This window comes from Nocardia sp. NPDC006044, assembly GCF_042871115.1.
In the GTDB taxonomy this organism is placed as follows: domain Bacteria; phylum Actinomycetota; class Actinomycetes; order Mycobacteriales; family Mycobacteriaceae; genus Nocardia.
This window is the reverse complement of the sequence record NZ_JBIAID010000003.1, coordinates 687,459-703,069: the sequence shown is the minus strand read 5'-3', so window position 1 is coordinate 703,069 and position 15,611 is coordinate 687,459. Positions and strand designations below refer to the sequence as shown.

The window sequence follows — 15,611 nt, the reverse complement described above, 5'->3', positions numbered from 1 at the left end:
ACTGCGCGAGGGCACCCTCCGCGCAGCTCTCGTACCCTGCCGTTCCAGGAGGTTTTCGTGTCGGATCCCACCGCACGTCCGGTCGTGTTCATCCACGGCCTATGGATGCACAGCAGTAGTTGGGGCGCCTGGGTCGACGCGTTCGACCGCGCCGGCTACCGGACCTTCGCGCCCGGCTGGCCCGGTGATGCCGAAACCGCCGACGCCACCCGCAAGAATCCGGGTACGTTGAACAACCGCGGCCTCGCCGAGGTCACCGATCATTACGCGAAGTTCATCGCCGATCTGCCGACGCCGCCCGTGGTCATCGGGCACTCGTTCGGCGGCCTGATCGCGCAGAAATTGCTGGGCTCGGGTATCACGGCCGGCTGCGTCGCGATCGCGCCGGCTCAGTTCCGTGGCGTGCTGACCTTGCCGCTCGCCCAGATTCAGAGCGTGCTGCCGATCCTCAGCAAGCCGTGGCTGCGCGGCAAAACGTGGTCGCATACCCCGGAGAGTTATCACCGCACCTTCGCCAGCGAAATCCCGCGCGAGGAATCGGACAAATTGCTCGCCACCTATGGCATTCCCGCTCCGGTGCGCCCGTTGTTTCAAGGCGGCCTCGCCAACTTCACGCCGAATAGCGAAGCCAGTGTCGACACCGGGCGCGACCGCGGGCCGTTGCTGATGCTGGCCGGCGGGCGCGACCGCCTGGTGCCGGAGGCAACTGTGCGCTCCGAGTACAAGATCCAGCGAAAGAACTCCGGCGTCACCGAGCTCGTCGTCTTCCCCGATCGCGGCCACTCCATGCCCGCCGATCGCGGCTGGCGCGAAATCGCCGACACCGCACTGGATTTCCTGCCAAGACAGAACCTGCCCGCCCAGCCGACCGCCTGACTCGAAAGGACAACCATGCGCCTCTCTCGCACCCTGCGGGCAGCCGTCGCGGCGGTGGCGATCACCGCCGCGACCACCCTGGCCGCCATCCCCGCCGATGCCGCGCCGCTGCCGACCATCGTGCTCGTGCACGGTGCCTTCGCCGACGCCACCAGCTGGAACGGGGTCGCCGCCGCCCTGCGCGATCAGGGCTATCGCGTGCTGACGCCGGACAATCCGCTGCGCGGCCCGGCGTTCGACGCGGCCGCCATCCAGCGCACCATCGACACGATCTCCGGACCTGTTGTGCTGGTCGGGCATTCGTACGGCGGCGCCGTGATCAGCAACGTGCACGACGCGAAGGTCGAATCCCTGGTCTACATCGCGGCTTTCGCGCCGGTGCGGGGCGAGCCGGCGCAGCTGCTGCTCGATCCGATCCGCTTCCCCGGCAGCCAGCTGCTGCCGCCGGTGCTGCAACTCGCCGTCGTCGACGACCCGAACGGCATCGCGGGCAAGAACCTCGACGGTTTCGTCGCGCCCGACCGGTTCAACTCCGTGTTCGCCCAGGATGTCAGCCCGGCCACCGCCGCCGACATGGTCACCCACCAGCACTCGATCGCGGTCGCGGCCAACCTCGAGCCGTCCGGCGCACCGTCGTGGTCCAGCACGCCGAGCTGGTACCTGGTGTCCGCGGCGGACCGGGTGATTCCTCCTGCGTCCCAACGGTTCATGGCCGATCGGATGGGTGCGCGCACGAGCGAGGTGGATTCCTCGCACGCGTCGCTGGTCTCGCATCCCGCCGAGGTCGCCGCGGTAGTCGAGGCGGCCGTTCCGCGCTGACGCCGGCCTGGTTTCGCGCGGTCCCACGGTCGATCGCACGGTTCACCCAGGGTGAACGGCGCGCCTGTGGGACCGCGCTATGCCAGGGGCATAATTCAGTGATCAGAGAGGGGGCGGTGTGCGAACCGACGGTGAAATTTCTTGGGGGCAAGGCGAATTCGCGCAAACATGTGCACATCCGGACAATTCCGGCGCGGTGGATCTGCTGTACGCGGTCCGGCACGGACAGAGCACGGCGAACGCGGCATTCGCGGCGAATACGTCTGTCGAGGCCGACGATACGACCATCGGACTGACCGATCTCGGGCAGCGGCAGGCCACCGCGGTCGGCCGTCGGTTCGCTGCTCTCGGCGCGGATCAGTTGCCCGACCTGGTGCTGTGTTCGCCATATCTGCGCGCCGTGCAGACCTGGCAGCTGATGGAGCAGCAGTTGCGCGCGGCAGGCCGGGATCTGCCGTGTCACCGCATCGATCAACGCCTCTACGACCGGCACCGCGGCCTGCTGTCCCATCTGTCGCCGATCGTGGTCCGCGAGCGTTTCCCCGAGGAATCCGCGAAGGAAGCCCGCGACCCCCTCGGCTACCGCCCGCCGGACGGCGAATCATTCCGGGACGTCGCCGATCGTCTGCGTGGTGTCGTGGCCGATCTGGCTGCCGATCGCCGACACCGCCGCGTACTGATCGTCGCGCACGACGCGGTGGTGCTGTTCCTGCGCCAGCTCCTCGAAAACCTCACCGACGCAGAAGTTTCGGCCATCGCCGCGGACGGATTGGCCGGCAACGCCTCGATCACCAGCTGGGCACGTCACGCCGACGGATATCGCCTCGTGGCCTACGACCAGCGCACCCATCTGCCGCCGAGCTGAGCGGCATCGAAGTGCCGGATCACCGCTCGATGATGTTGTCCCGCATAGCCTGTGGCAGCCCGACGACGAGTTGCGAGACGTTGCGCCGGACCTGCCCCACCCGCAACTCCGGCGGCAGCGACTGCCAGACCTGCCGTATCTGTTCGCGCGCATGGTCCAGCTCACCCTGCCGGGTCCACAGGGTGGCCATGTCGAGATCGAGCAGCGCGCGCCCGACCTGATCCTTCTCCGCCATCGGCAATTCGAGCATCCGATCCCGGATCGCCTCGGCCGCGCGCCAGTCACCGATCGAACTCAGCGCGTGCGACTGATGCCAGCGCAGAATGTATTCGGAGGTACCGAGATTGTCGTCGGTGGTCGCCGTGTCGGGCAGCGCGGCGAACATCCGGTCCGCGCGGTTCACCGCGTCCAGCGCATCCCGGCGCCGCCCGATCCGCGCCTGGATGCCCGCCTCGGCCAGCAGGCCGAACACCCCGGCCGCCGTCGGACCCCGGCCGCTGGTCGCCTGCGCCGAACGCGCCGCCGCCAGACCCTGATCCAGCGCGTGCCGATAGCACTCGTGGGTGTGCGCCATGTGCCCGGCCAGCCAGGCTTCCAGCGTCGGGTCCCCGGCTTGCCGGGCGGCCCGGCGCGCCTTGGCGAACCACATGAAGGTGTCGTGCAGATCCGCGACATCGTTGAGCCGAAAAGCGATGAGCCCCGCGATGATTGCCTCGATGCGGTGCAGCCGCCGGTGCAGATCCGCGGAGTGGTCGGTCAACTTCACCTGCTGGACCTGCGCCAGGTCCCGCATCCGCGCCGGGATGTATTCCGAAGGCGGCTGGACGTAGACGAGATATCCGCTGAGTTCGAGCCCTTCCTCCAACGCGCGCACGGTATCTCGCGCGGTGGAGCCGACTTGCGAAGCGCTGCTGACGATCAGGCGGCTCGGCGCCGCGACCGGCTCGGGATCGTCGTCGGTGTAGTCGTGGCCGAAGCCGAGCCGGTCCGGCCGGGTGCGATACAACTGGCACAGCGCGTCGAGGAACTGATACGACGGCATGTCCAGGCCCGTCTCCCAGCGGGACACGCTCTGATGCGACAGCCCGCGGCACGAGGACCCGTCGGCGGTGACGATCTCTTGTAATCGGTGCGCGACGTCGACGAGCGTGAATCCATACGCGATGCGATGGGCACGCAGCAACGAGACACCACAATGCGATCGCACCGCGTGCACCTGATCCCACGTCGATCCACCGGCGGCCTCGTATTCCCGGACGACTCGCCTCCCGCACGCAATGCTGTGCGGCCCGTTCATTTCGACTTCCCCCTTGCTGCGCTCAGCTCCGCATAATGCGATCGCACGCAGTGTTGTCGGTTGGCCTGCCGCGCCCACGCATGCACATGGACGCCCCTTGCTGCCGAATCGCGCGCACACGCGAAGACGCCCCCTTGCGGCGGCTCGTTCGCTCGCGCCCGTTCGACATCTCCAGATCCCTGCTATCCAGATGGGTCGGACACGCGTGCGGTCTCAGCGTTGTCCGCCTTACTCGACGGTATCGCTGTACTGGACTTTCGTCCATAAACACCGCGTTCTGCACGCTTGGCGCGCAAGAGCAGGGCAATCGCTGGCCGGGCGGTCCGATCGGCGGCAGGCTGGGGGGCATGAAAAGAATCGTCATCGTCGGCAGGGTTCTGGCAGACCCGGAGTGCACCGCCGACGAGGATGACCCAGTGTCATTCGCCCATAAAATGGTGCATGTAATGACGCCTATCGCGACTGCGGTGACCGCTTTGGCCACCTTCGTGACCTGCGCCTCGGCAATGAATACCTTGGCTGTGACGGTTTTGGCAGCTGCCTGGGTGCTGGCCGGCTGGCTGGCGCGCGGGCGGCGCTGCCAGTGCCGGACAGAGCGGCGGCATATCGGAATACGCCATGCCGCAGGGGGTCCCGCCTAGTCGGAGCCACCTCTCACTGAGGCACACACTTCACCCGTGATACCGCAGCGGGACTTGTTCAGCCCCATTCCGTTGTAGCTGCGGCGGATCACGAAAAAATACCCCGGAGTACGGTTCCGGGTGTCGGTCGCATCGGTAATGTGAGCGACATCAACGGGTCCGAGGTCGTACAAAGCAGAGATTCAACTGACCTGCGCGGTATCGGAGCGCTGGTTCTGTTAACCGCGTCATTCGCCATGCTCACGGTGCTGTCGCGCTATCTCGGTAACGGTTTCACCCCGCCGCAACAGGTCTATCTTCGCACGGCACTGGCGTTCTTCATCGCCATACTGGTATTCAGTCGATGGATCCGCTGGCGCACCGTAGTCCGGATCAGGATGCGGGAATGGTGCGTAGTCATCGGACGCACCGTCCTGCTGTACGTAGTCGGCACGACTTTGTTCTCGAAAGCCGCGGGAATGACGGCGGTGAGCGATATTTCGTTCATCGCCGCCCTCCCGTTGGTGTCCGCGCTCGGCATGTTGATGCGTAGTGTGCGGGTGTCCGCGATCCGGGTCGTCTTCGTCGGCGGTTCCGCCGTCGGGGTCGCGATCCTGTCCGGATTCGGGGGCAATGCCGCGAGCTCGCTCAACTACGGCAACCTGATCGCGCTGGTCGCGATGGTGGCAATGTCGCTGAGTTATCTCGGCCGGGATTGGCACGACGGCTCATTGAACAACCACGAACTGACCGCATTGACCCTCGGCGTCGGAGCCGTGGGTGTGGTGCTGACATCCGTGCTGCAAGGAGATGGTCTCCCGCACGTTCCGTCGCACACGTCAGCGGTAATGCTGTGGGCCGCAATCGGACTCGCGGGGGTGCTCAGCGTGCTGAACGTATTCCTCATCAACTATGCGTTCGACCGGGTCGACGCGGTGCTCAGCGGCAACATGCTCACCGTCGAATGCGTGTGGGGGCTGCTGTTCGGATTGTTGTTCTTCGGTCAGGTACCTACGTGGAGCGGAATCGCCGGCGGCACAATCATTGTGCTGTGCGCGCTGGCGCTCAACCTGCTCGACGGACGTGCCCCGCATGCCGATGCCGAGCCCGGAAACGATGATTCGGCATCGGACAATACCGATCGGCGCGAACCGGAGTTCGCCGCACTCGCGACCATCGAGCAGGCGGCTCCGGTGCTCCGGATGTATCGCCCCGAAAGCCGCGACGAACCGCGCTCGCCGCGCGAAGATGAACTGGCGGCAAGTCATTCGTGGATCGGGGCATGGACCGATGACCCGGCGAATGAGCACGGTCAGCACAGCGCGGCTAGTTGAGCCTGCAACATTTCTGACGTCGTGACGGTACGGGCGGGTACCCGCGCGTGAGCGAACATTTGTGTTCGTCGAACGGGTGAAACAGAATCGCGCTCGGATTGTCCTGTTTCGACGTCACGTGGGAAAGGCGATGCCGATTGTGGGAAACGCCGTTTAGTTGGGCGCGCACTTTTGCTGCGAAAAGTCCAGGTCAGTGGACTGCGGCAAGGCGAACCGGACTGCTCGTCGCGCGGCTGGCTCTTCTCGGATTTCTTGCCGCTGGTGGGTCTGCCCGGCTTGTCGCCGGCCGGACTGCTGCTCAGTGGTGCTTGGACATGCTGCTGGGATGTCGTCCCGCCGGCTTGGTCCGTCGCCTGCCGCTGGTGCCTTGACCTTGCCCTGCTTCGTCGTCTGCCGGTTGCTGACGCTGTTCCCCGGGGGTTCCCCGCCGGCTTTGGTCTGGTGCCTGCCGTCCGATGCCTTGCCTTGCCTTGCCTTGGCGGGTCGGACGCGTGCCTGCTTCGGTGCGTTGGTTTCCTGGCGTTGGACCTGGTTCGGGTCCTGATTGTGCATACAAGACTTGAACAGCTCATAGGCGGCCGATTGGCGATGCGAGTCGTTACCGCGCTCTCGCCGCCGGACCCTCCAGCGCCACCGGTCCCGCTCTCGCCGCCGGACCCGCCAGCGACGCCGGTCCCGCTCTCGCCGCCGGACCCGCCAGCGACGCCGGACGCGCCCTCGCTGCCAGACCCGTCAGCGCTGCCAGACCTGCTGGCGGTGCCGGAACCACTAGCGATGCTGCCGCCAACGCCACCACACGCGCCTTCGCTTTCGCATCCGCGTGCGCTCTGCCGCGATTTCGCCGACGACCGTGCCGAGTTGCCTGCATATCTAGCGCGTTTGGCGTCGATCGTTGAGGCGGAGTGCCGCTGACGATTGTGTCGCGGCCGCGTTTCGGATGCTCGGACCCGCCCGGATGGTGGCTACCAGTTCTCGTTGCGGTCTTCCTCGAAGCGTTCGAGGGCGCGGTCGATCCAGGTGGCGAAGTGGGTGGTGAGGTCGGCGGGGGCGGTGGGGCGGACGGTGACGTGCGCGCCGCGGATCTCGGTGTAGCGGCCGTCGCCGGTGATGTCGTGCCATTGCAGGACATTCGACGGCTGGGCGAGGGTGGACAGGGGGGCGGCGAGCAGGACCGCGGTGCCGCCGCCGTCGGTGGGGCGGCCGAGCAGGCGCCGGTATTGCTCGCGCGGGGTTTGGCGGGCGACGTCTTCGAGGTGGCCGGTGCGGCGCGGTGCGATGTCGTCCGGATGGAAGGTGGCGGGGGCGGCGCTGCCCGGTTGGCAGGCCGGGATGGCCTGAACTATGCGGGCGGGCAGGGTTTCCGGGCGGAACATGCGCACGCGGATCGGGCCGTGCTCGCGGTCGGTGCCGCCCTGCATCAAAGTGACGGCGTGATATGAGTTGCGGGCGCCGACGATTCGGTACTCGCGCAGATCGTCGGGGCCGGTGCTGTTCTTGTGTCTGGTTGTGCCGCCGAGGATTTCGATCCGCAGGTCCGAGGTGCCCAGCGTGTGCAGGGCGAGCTGGATCTCCTCCAGTTCGTCGGCGGTGTAGCGGGCCCGCACGGCGTGCCGGTGCGCGGCGAACTCGTCGCGCAGGGCGAACCGGCTGGTGTAGCGCAGCGGATTGGGGAACCGGTCGTGGGCATCGGAGTACCAGAGCGCCGCGAAATCGTCCGGCTCCCAATTCCATTCAGCCATGCCGGTTCGATCTCCTCCATGTCGTGCGTTCGATAGACGGTCCCGCTCGCACACTGCGGCGAGCGGGACAGGGATGCGGCAGGACCGGCGTGTCGCCTCGGTATGGTCCCGTTCGGCGGTGGTGCGGGCGGGTCTAGGTGGGGATGTCGCCGCCGATTACGCCGCCGGGGATGGTTCTCGGGAGGTCGCCGAGGAGCTCGTCGGTGTTTTCCTGGGTGATCAGGTAGTCGGGGATCTTGTGTTCGGAGTCGTCCTCGGACTTGCCGCCGCGGGCGCCCGCACCCATGCCGCCCATACCCGGGGTGCCGCTTGCGCCGCGAGCGGCGGCCGCGGCGGCGGGGTTGGCCGCGGTGGTGCCGGGGGTGGCCGGAGTGCCGGGAATGCTGCGGCCCGGCTGCGGAGTCTTCGAATTCGGTGAACCCGGGCTGCCAGGACTGCCGGGGGAGTGCGGGGTGCCGGGGGTCGTCGGAGTGGTGCTCGACGGGACCGTCTTCGTCGGATCCGTAGTGGGGGCACCCGGGTTTGTCGCCGCCGGGGTCGTGCTGGCCGGCTTGGTGTCGGTGGTCGAGGCCGGCGTGGTCTGGTCGCTCTTGGTCTTGTCGGTCGACTTCTCGTCCTGGGTGGTCGAGGTGTCGGGTTTGCCGTCGCCGTCCTTGTCGCCAGGGGTGCTGGGGTTGTTCGAATTCTTCTCGGTGTCAGTCGTTTTGGGCGGGTTCGGCTGACCGCCGTTGCCGTTTTCCTCGTTCTTGTAGCCGCCCGGCGGCGGGGTGATGTCGACCGCCTTGGTGGGGCTCGTCGGCGTCGGCAAGACCGGGATTTTGCCGTCGATCTGGCTGAACGGCTGCACATAGTGCTCGTTCATCGCGACCCGCGCCTTCTGCGTCTCCTCGGACTTCTCCCGCGACAGGTCCCAGCGGCTCGGATGGAATATCCGGGAGCCGAACGAGGTGTCGACGGTGTCCGGAATCGCCTTCTTGGTGTTGACGATTGCAGTCGCTGCGTCGCGGACACGGGTATGGAGTTCGGCCAGTGCGGGGGTCAGGGTGTGAGCGTCCGTGGTGTATGCCTGGATCGACTTCTTCGAATCCTCAGCGGCCGGACCGGACCATGCTTGGGAGATGGAGTTCTGGATCGAGCGTGCGAAGGTCGCGACGCCCTGCTCCCAGAGTTGGTGCATCTGCCAGTACTTTTCGGCTTGATTGATCGCATTGGTGGTATCGAGCGGATCAAAGGCGTCCTTGATTTCCGGGTGGTCCCAGCTGTCCGTGTGCTCGCCGCCGCCGGGAATCCGTGGTGGTTCGTATCCGGTCATCGGCCGGTCCCGTCCGGGAGAAGGTACGGGCCAGCCGGGAGCTGAGCGGGCGGTCGATCGGGGAGCGTGTCGTTCAGCCGAGTGAACTCTGCGGCAAAGTTACTGTCCGCCTGCATCATTCGGTCCCGGGCCGACTTATGGACCTCTTGGAGGTCTTCAACGATCTTGTAGTGCTGTTCCAGGATCGTATACACATCGTTGCTGTTGCCGTCGCCAACTTGTTTGGCCTTCTGCTTGAATCGGCCGACTACGGTCTGACCGGATACCATTTTCGCCGTAGTCTCGCCCAGACCCCAGCTGTCTTGTCGCGAGACCTGTTCGGCGATGCCCTGGATTCGGCGGATCAATCTCTTGAAGTATTCGCAGTCGCGGTCTATATAGACAAAGTCCTCAGGCTTCATTTCTACCGTCGCCTGCCCCTCCCGCACCGCACTGAGCAAGTTGGCCATCGGTCGAGGCGTTGTGTCGTCACCCATGTGGTTAATCCCTCCCAGTGAATGCCATCGTCAAGAGTGGCTATGCCGTGGCGGGTACCGCCGCCGCCACCTTCTCTGCCAATCCGCGCGCTAGGTCGCACGTGTTGAGATGTCCGGTCGCCTTGCCCGATGGCGGGTTGGTGAGGTTGAGTTCGAGGCTCCCGCCCTTCATCTCCACATTGACCGTGCATGCGGCTTCCGGGTGATCGGCGACTTGCCGTGTCGAGATCGCGGGCCGGTTACCGATGGTGAACTCCTGGCTGTCCGGAAATTTCTTCGCCCGCACCATGTCGACCGTGATGTTCGTTGTTTGGATACTGGCCGCATATCCGTCGGTCTTGGCCCAAATGCATCCGCGCCATTTTATGCCGCCGTTGGCATTGGAGTCGTTCGGCGTCTTGTCTCGTAGCATCTCGGAATCGAGGACCGACTGCGGGATATCAGTGCAAGCGTTGAAGCCAGCGGGGACATTCGCAGCAAGACCCGAGTTCGAGGTCGTTGCGCTCCCCGTCGGCTTGGGATCGTCACCATCGTTCGACGGCCCACACCCGGCGACCACGAATACGGCGCCGAGCGCGAGAGTGGCCACTCCCCACGAGATCGACCTGCTCGTCATCGGATCCTTCGCCCGCCGGTGCTCAGATAGATCGCACGGGGCCGGACCGGCTTCTCCGCCCCCCTGTCAGATCATGCTGACGCTACCGATGCGTCAACCTGGGTGCAAGCGAGTCGCACCGCAGGTCGACGCCAACGGTGGTAGGTCTGAAAAGTTGGCAGAGATCGGGCAGGGACCTCCCGAAATCGAAGGTCCCGCCCCGTCTAACTACCCGGCTCCACCTCGCGAAGGGTCGAGCGCGCCGCCGGACAGACCGGCGGTGAACGCATCCCACTCGCTGGAACTGAAAACGAGCGACGGCCCGTCGGGGTTCTTCGAGTCACGAACGCCGACCCTGCCGTCACCGAGAAAAGCGACCTCGACGCAGTCCTGGCTGGGGCTGCTGTAGCTGCTTTTGAACCAGGTGGTTGTCGACCTATCTGTATTCACGTCGCGTACTCCTTCGCGATCTTGCGGATGAGCGCACGACTGCGGGACTCATCCAATGCCGAACGTTGCAAATCGAAATATGCCTGCTGGTAATTCTGCACCTCGTCGGATTTCTCGAGGTACAACGCACCGGTGTGGCCCTGCATGTACACGACCGGTGGTTCGGTGAGATGAGCCGTTGGGTGCTTGGGGAATTCGAGCAGCACGAAGGGGCCCACGGCCAGCCCGCCGTACGCTTCCCGCGCGAGCGGGACCACTCGAACGGAGACGTTGGGCAGTTCATCAACTCCGGCGAGATGATGCAGTTGATCCGCCATCACCGCGGGACCGCCTATTGCCCGGTGCAGGCTGCCTTCGTCGACGATGGTGTCGATGGTCAGCGGGTTGTCGGCATCGGTCAGCCGGGCCTTGCGCCGTCTGAACAATTCGATCCGTCGTTCGACTTCCGCGGCGGGCATTGCCGGCGAGTCCGCCCACGTCATGGCTCGCCGATATCCATCGGTCTGCAACAACCCGGGCAACAGCACCGTCTGATACGAAACGATCCGCCGCGCTGCCTCCTCCAGCCCGACGAACATATCGAAATGCTTCGGAATGGTATCCCCGTACGCATGCCACCATCCGGTGCGGCGCGACTCCTCGGCCAATCCGAGCAACATCCGGGTCACGTCCTCGTGCGCGCCGTACAGCGCGCACAACCGCTCGATGAACAGCGGATTGAGCCGGACGGGCTGCCCGGTTTCCATCCGCCACAGGGTTTGCTTGCCAACGCCGATCGCCTTGCGCGCGGTTTCCGCGCTGACGCTGGAATTCTCCCTCAGTTCGCGCAGCTGGCGCGCCAGCATGCGTCGAGGGAGGGTCGATCCGGTGGGGGTCACGACAATTCCCTTTCGTAGCCTCACTATTGGCTGTGGGTGCAACTGGAACCGCATGACGGGCTTCTTTGGAACCTTGTGAATTTTCGCCTAGTTCCGGTACTCGGAACAGTCCCGCCGCTCATTTCCGGTGCTGTACTGAACGTGCCCCGGTCCGTGTCATAGAAGTCCTGAAACCTTATCTGCGCGAGCGGGTTCAGGTCCACTCGGATCGGGTGCACCACGTAACCGATCGAGGTGAGTAGAGGTTTGATATGAGCGATCCGACGTTCACGGATACCCCTGTTTCGCGCTGTGCCTATTACCGCAGCTGCGGCCTACCCGCCGGCCTTCACCCGGAGGCGGGCCGGATCGTGGTCAAAGTCGGTCTGGTCGGCGCGATCACGATGCCTGCCCGGCTCGGCCAGCGCGTCCGCGACGACATGTTGTACCGCGGCTGCGCCCTCGGGCCGATCGTGGCCCACATCCGTTCCCGCCGTTGGACTTTCCTGTGCCGCCCGGACGTGCCCGACGATCAGCCGCTGTTCACCGAGCTGTTCCGGCTCGACGTCGCCGTCGTCCCGTTCGGCGGGGAGATCGCGCTGCCGTCCCCGGCGGACGAGCATGTCCCGTCCCGCGCCTGGATCGTGCCGCCCCGCGACACCTTCCGTCCGTCCGGCGCGGTCGTGCTCGACTACCTGCGTGCCTGCACCAGGCGGCCCGCCCGATGAGCGCAGCAGTGCCGCAACGACAGTGCCGCCCGACCGCCGAACGGTTCGGTGACTGACGTGTTGCCAACGAGAAGCCAAGTGTTGCAAGCCTGTCGCGGCAGTGTCGGCGACCATCCGTTGCTGACCGCCGTGCACGAACTGACCGTTCTGCACGAACGCCGGTCCACCGCGGCCGCCGAAACCACACGGGAGATAGACGAATACCGCGCCAGGGAGGTCCGCGACATCGATCGGTGGGTGGCCGCCCGCCTGCCCGTCCCGCGCGGCGGCGCCTACCTGCACACCGAGACCGTCGGCGCGGTCCTCGATCGCCTCGCGCAGTTCACCGCGTGCGCCTACGCGGCGCTGGCGGAGGAGTCCGACTGGGACCTGTGGTTCGCCTGGGAACGCCTCGCCGAGCTGGCCGTCGGCTACGAGGACCTGGTCGAGGAACTCGTCGCGGGCCGGCGCAGGCTGCCGAGCAGGTGTTGATCATGAGATTTGTTCGGGTCGCGCCGATTCCGGCATTGATTGGGTCACGATTCGCCGGGTATCCGAGAATCCGCGAGAGAGCCTTCATTATTGGGTTAACCTGCCGGGGATTGTTCGATAAGCCGAGGGAGTTGCCGTTGATAGTGGGCGGCAGTCGGCGCTGGGCAACCTTGGCGGCAATCGCCATGGTCGTGGCCGCGCTGTGCGGATGCGGCACCATATCCAAGGAACCCCCGGCGCGATCCAGCACCGAAACCTCCCCGCCGCGGGCGGTGAAAGCGCAGGCAGGGACGCCGGGCTCGGCGGAATTGGCGGCCATCGCGCCCGGCGTCGCCGACCTCATGGCACGGATCCGGGCCACCGATCCGTGCGCGCTGCTGAATCGCGAATATGCCGAGCGGCTAGGCGTTTTCCAGCGCTTCGATCGCAGCCCGGGGCTGGACCGCGGCAGCGGCTGGACCGGGTGTGGATTGATACTCAGCGCTCCGGACGACGCTTATTACGCGTTCAATCTGGAACTCGACAAGCTCTATACCTCGGACAAACGCGCGGCGGACAAGACCGAGCAGATCAACGGCCGCACCGTGTTTCGCAGCGCGAACAGCGATGACCGGGCCGACGCGTACAGCTGCGAGTACCGAATCCCGGCCGGGGACACCGGATTCGCGCACTTTCTCAGCGTCTCAAAGCTGGCGGGCTCGGCACGGACGCCGGTCCCGTGGTCCCAGCCGTGCCGGTTCACCAGGGACTATCTCGCCGCCACCCTCGACGGCCTGGTGGCGCTGCCGCCGCGGGTCATCGATGATCAGGGCGGGCGGTCGCTGATCCAGCGCAACCCGTGTGCGGCCACCGCGCCGATCACCGCGCAATTCCTGGGCTGGCAGATGACCTCGATCGGCTGGCCCAAGGCGTACAAGTGCGCGATCACCCTGGTCCAGCCCGGCGGCTCGCATCGCGTCACCGTCGAGATCTCGTTCGACCAGACCAGTGAGCAGATGGTCAAGACAGGAGAGGTCCTGCGCTTACCCTCCGGTCTCGACGGCGGGCAGTCCATCCAGTACGCGCGGCATACGAACGTGGAGGGGCTCACCGGCATCGAACTGCGCACGGTCCAGTCCACCGACCCGACTCGGCAGAACTCCAGCTGCGCGATGACGCTGAACTACCGGCGCGCCGACCCGCCCACCGCCAACAACGCCCATCTGCTCACGATCTCGGTCAACCTGGCCCCCGCCGCCCCACCCTTCCCCTTCGACGCCTGCGCCCAAGCCGCCCAGATCACCCCCACCGTCCTCCACGCGATTCCCTGACCGTTGCCGACGGGATATGACGGGGCCGGCGCCCGCGTGCCGCCACCGTCATGGCACGTTCGCCGGCGGGGCTACGACTGGACGATCAGGCGGTCGGGTGTGAGGCCATTCAGCCAGGCGGTGGCGACTTTCCTCGCGACGGCGCGGAACAGGATGGTTTCCGGGCCGCTTTCGAGGGTGATCGTCTCGGTTTCCTTGTCCAGCAGCAGGGTTCGTTGCACGCCTTCGACGTCGGTGAAGGCGTAGCGGATGTATCTGCTGTCCTCGGCGAGCTTTTCGACTTCCGCGTAGAGCGCCATCAGCGGGTCCTTCGTGTCGTGGGCGGTTCGGCGAGAATCATGAGGCGATCACTCCGTTCGGCGGCCACGCCTGTTCGCGTCCCGCGCGGATCAAGATCCGTGCGGAGGTGGCGCGGAAGAGGCCGTCTTCCGGCTGCTCTGTGCGTACCGTGTTGTTCGTCTTGTCGATGATCAGCGTGCGGTCGAAGTTGTCCCGCATCTCCCCGAAGCGGTACTCCACCTCGTTCGGTTCGTCTCTGACCCGCAGGTAATAGACCAGCAGCGCCACGTTGCCCCCCAGTTCCCAGATCTTCCCCTCCAGCGTTATCGACGCACCGAATCCGCGATCGGTTCCATCGGGTTCCGGATCAGTGCCGCGACGTACATCACCCGCCCCGCTTGCGTGCTGGACGGTGAATTGGGTATAGGGAATTAGACTGGTCGAGGAGACGACCGGGAATCGCACGACGTTGTGTGATGCGGGATTCGCCCGGTGCGGCGTACCCGAGGACGAAGCGAGGAGGTGGGGCCGATGTCGAGCACCGAAGACAGGCGCTTCGAGGTCCTGCGCGCGATCGTCGCGGATTATGTCGCGACCAAGGAGCCGATCGGGTCGAAAAGCCTGGTGGAACGGCACAATCTGGGTGTTTCCAGTGCGACCGTGCGCAACGACATGGCGGTGCTGGAGGCCGAGGGCTATATCACCCAGCCGCACACCAGTTCCGGGCGCATCCCCACCGACAAGGGCTACCGGCAGTTCGTCGATCGCATCGCCGAGGTGAAGCCGCTCTCCGGCGCCGAGCGCCGGGCGATCATGGAGTTCCTGGAGTCCGGCGTCGATCTGGACGACGTGCTGCGCCGCGGCGTGCGCCTGCTGGCCCAGCTGACCAGGCAGGTCGCGGTCGTGCAGTATCCGTCGGTGTCCGCGTCCACGGTCCGCCACATCGAGGTGGTCGCGCTGAATCCGGCGCGCCTGCTGCTCGTGGTGATCACCGACACCGGACGCGTCGATCAGCGCCTGGTCGAACTCGGCGCGCTGGTCGACGACGAAGACTTGGCCGCCCTGCGCGGCATGCTCGGCGGCGCGATGGACGGCAAGCGGCTGGCACACGCCTCGGCGGCGGTGGCCGAGCTACCCGAGCGGGCGCCGCTGCGCCTGCGCGATGTGCTGATCCGGGTGTCGACCGTGCTGGTCGAGACGCTGGTCGAGCATCCGGAGGAACGACTCGTGCTCGGCGGCACCGCCAACCTGACCCGCAACGCGGCCGATTTCGGCTTCCCCGGTTCGCTGCGTGATGTGCTGGAGGCTTTGGAAGAGCAGGTGATCGTGCTCAAGCTGCTGGCCGCCGCGCAGCAGCCGGGCACCGTCACCGTGCGGATCGGCGAGGAAACCCAGGTCGAGCAGATGCGCGGCACCTCGGTGGTGTCGACCGGCTACGGAACCTCGAGCGCGATCCTCGGCGGCATGGGCGTGCTCGGCCCGACCCGGATGGACTACCCCGGCACCATCGCCTCGGTCGCGGCGGTCGCCCGGTACATCGGCGAGGTCCTCGCCGAACGCTGACGGCTCCGATGCCGCTGATA

At 66.1% G+C, this 15,611-nt stretch carries 18 protein-coding genes; 9 read left to right on the top strand and 9 right to left on the bottom strand.

From position 1 onward, the window contains the following. Positions 1 to 57 precede the first annotated feature (57 nt). The 3 genes from ACFYO1_RS27725 to ACFYO1_RS27715 all read left to right on the top strand — a co-directional run bounded on the left by ACFYO1_RS27725 (position 58) and on the right by ACFYO1_RS27715 (position 2,560). On the top strand, positions 58 to 876 hold the full coding sequence (locus tag ACFYO1_RS27725) for an alpha/beta hydrolase (RefSeq protein ID WP_387236801.1): 819 nt from the start codon (positions 58 to 60) through the stop codon (positions 874 to 876). A gap of 15 nt (positions 877 to 891) precedes the next feature. Continuing rightward, entirely contained in the window at positions 892 to 1,695 is an 804-nt protein-coding gene (locus ACFYO1_RS27720; RefSeq protein WP_387236799.1) for an alpha/beta fold hydrolase, read from the top strand. A gap of 196 nt (positions 1,696 to 1,891) precedes the next feature. Further along, entirely contained in the window at positions 1,892 to 2,560 is a 669-nt protein-coding gene (locus tag ACFYO1_RS27715) for a histidine phosphatase family protein (RefSeq protein ID WP_387236797.1), read from the top strand. Between the two features lie 19 nt (positions 2,561 to 2,579). Here the strand turns inward: ACFYO1_RS27715 and ACFYO1_RS27710 are convergent, their stop codons facing one another. Continuing rightward, positions 2,580 to 3,767, bottom strand: coding sequence for a helix-turn-helix domain-containing protein (locus ACFYO1_RS27710; RefSeq protein ID WP_387236795.1), 1,188 nt, complete (start codon positions 3,765 to 3,767; stop codon positions 2,580 to 2,582). Positions 3,768 to 4,204: 437 nt separating this feature from the next. Between ACFYO1_RS27710 and ACFYO1_RS27705 the strand changes: the two genes are divergently transcribed. Together ACFYO1_RS27705 and ACFYO1_RS27700 are read left to right on the top strand one after the other, a co-directional pair. After that, positions 4,205 to 4,498: a hypothetical protein gene (locus ACFYO1_RS27705; RefSeq protein WP_150403010.1), complete on the top strand. Its 294-nt coding sequence runs from the start codon at positions 4,205 to 4,207 to the stop codon at positions 4,496 to 4,498. Between the two features lie 236 nt (positions 4,499 to 4,734). Continuing rightward, positions 4,735 to 5,811, top strand: coding sequence for a DMT family transporter (locus ACFYO1_RS27700; RefSeq protein WP_387236792.1), 1,077 nt, complete (start codon positions 4,735 to 4,737; stop codon positions 5,809 to 5,811). A gap of 962 nt (positions 5,812 to 6,773) precedes the next feature. On the opposite strand, the gene ACFYO1_RS27695 is transcribed toward ACFYO1_RS27700, so the two are convergent. The 6 genes from ACFYO1_RS27695 to ACFYO1_RS27670 all read right to left on the bottom strand — a co-directional run bounded on the left by ACFYO1_RS27695 (position 6,774) and on the right by ACFYO1_RS27670 (position 11,315). After that, positions 6,774 to 7,550 (bottom strand): ESX secretion-associated protein EspG, encoded by a 777-nt coding sequence (locus ACFYO1_RS27695; protein WP_387236790.1) that lies wholly within the window; start codon positions 7,548 to 7,550, stop codon positions 6,774 to 6,776. A 133-nt stretch (positions 7,551 to 7,683) separates the two neighbouring features. After that, positions 7,684 to 8,862: a hypothetical protein gene (locus ACFYO1_RS27690; protein ID WP_387236788.1), complete on the bottom strand. Its 1,179-nt coding sequence runs from the start codon at positions 8,860 to 8,862 to the stop codon at positions 7,684 to 7,686. Beyond that, the gene (locus tag ACFYO1_RS27685; protein WP_387236786.1) at positions 8,859 to 9,338 is read right to left on the bottom strand and encodes a hypothetical protein; all 480 of its coding nucleotides are present in this window, start codon (positions 9,336 to 9,338) and stop codon (positions 8,859 to 8,861) included. The genes ACFYO1_RS27690 and ACFYO1_RS27685 overlap by 4 nt, the downstream gene beginning before the upstream one ends. 40 nt (positions 9,339 to 9,378) lie before the next feature. Next, positions 9,379 to 9,954, bottom strand: coding sequence for a DUF3558 domain-containing protein (locus ACFYO1_RS27680; RefSeq protein WP_387236784.1), 576 nt, complete (start codon positions 9,952 to 9,954; stop codon positions 9,379 to 9,381). Between the two features lie 207 nt (positions 9,955 to 10,161). Beyond that, positions 10,162 to 10,383: a DUF397 domain-containing protein gene (locus ACFYO1_RS27675; protein ID WP_387236782.1), complete on the bottom strand. Its 222-nt coding sequence runs from the start codon at positions 10,381 to 10,383 to the stop codon at positions 10,162 to 10,164. Then, entirely contained in the window at positions 10,380 to 11,315 is a 936-nt protein-coding gene (locus ACFYO1_RS27670) for a helix-turn-helix domain-containing protein (RefSeq protein ID WP_387236780.1), read from the bottom strand. The genes ACFYO1_RS27675 and ACFYO1_RS27670 overlap by 4 nt, the downstream gene beginning before the upstream one ends. A gap of 197 nt (positions 11,316 to 11,512) precedes the next feature. Here ACFYO1_RS27670 and ACFYO1_RS27665 point away from each other — a divergent pair, with 197 nt between their 5' ends. The 3 genes from ACFYO1_RS27665 to ACFYO1_RS27655 all read left to right on the top strand — a co-directional run bounded on the left by ACFYO1_RS27665 (position 11,513) and on the right by ACFYO1_RS27655 (position 13,749). Next, on the top strand, positions 11,513 to 11,968 hold the full coding sequence (locus ACFYO1_RS27665) for a DNA-directed RNA polymerase subunit beta (protein ID WP_387236778.1): 456 nt from the start codon (positions 11,513 to 11,515) through the stop codon (positions 11,966 to 11,968). Positions 11,969 to 12,046: 78 nt separating this feature from the next. Then, positions 12,047 to 12,439 (top strand): DUF4254 domain-containing protein, encoded by a 393-nt coding sequence (locus ACFYO1_RS27660; RefSeq protein WP_387236776.1) that lies wholly within the window; start codon positions 12,047 to 12,049, stop codon positions 12,437 to 12,439. A gap of 110 nt (positions 12,440 to 12,549) precedes the next feature. Then, positions 12,550 to 13,749, top strand: coding sequence for a DUF3558 family protein (locus tag ACFYO1_RS27655; RefSeq protein WP_387236774.1), 1,200 nt, complete (start codon positions 12,550 to 12,552; stop codon positions 13,747 to 13,749). A 71-nt stretch (positions 13,750 to 13,820) separates the two neighbouring features. Here ACFYO1_RS27655 and ACFYO1_RS27650 read toward each other — a convergent pair whose 3' ends face one another. Both ACFYO1_RS27650 and ACFYO1_RS27645 read right to left on the bottom strand, forming a co-directional pair. After that, a complete protein-coding gene (locus ACFYO1_RS27650) occupies positions 13,821 to 14,048 on the bottom strand; it encodes a hypothetical protein (protein WP_387236772.1) in 228 nt (75 codons plus the stop codon). A 37-nt stretch (positions 14,049 to 14,085) separates the two neighbouring features. Next, positions 14,086 to 14,493 (bottom strand): hypothetical protein, encoded by a 408-nt coding sequence (locus tag ACFYO1_RS27645; protein WP_387236770.1) that lies wholly within the window; start codon positions 14,491 to 14,493, stop codon positions 14,086 to 14,088. Positions 14,494 to 14,559: 66 nt separating this feature from the next. On the opposite strand from ACFYO1_RS27645, the gene hrcA reads away from it, so the two are divergent. Next, entirely contained in the window at positions 14,560 to 15,591 is a 1,032-nt protein-coding gene (gene hrcA, locus ACFYO1_RS27640; protein WP_378717965.1) for a heat-inducible transcriptional repressor HrcA, read from the top strand. The last annotated feature ends 20 nt before the right edge of the window (positions 15,592 to 15,611 follow it).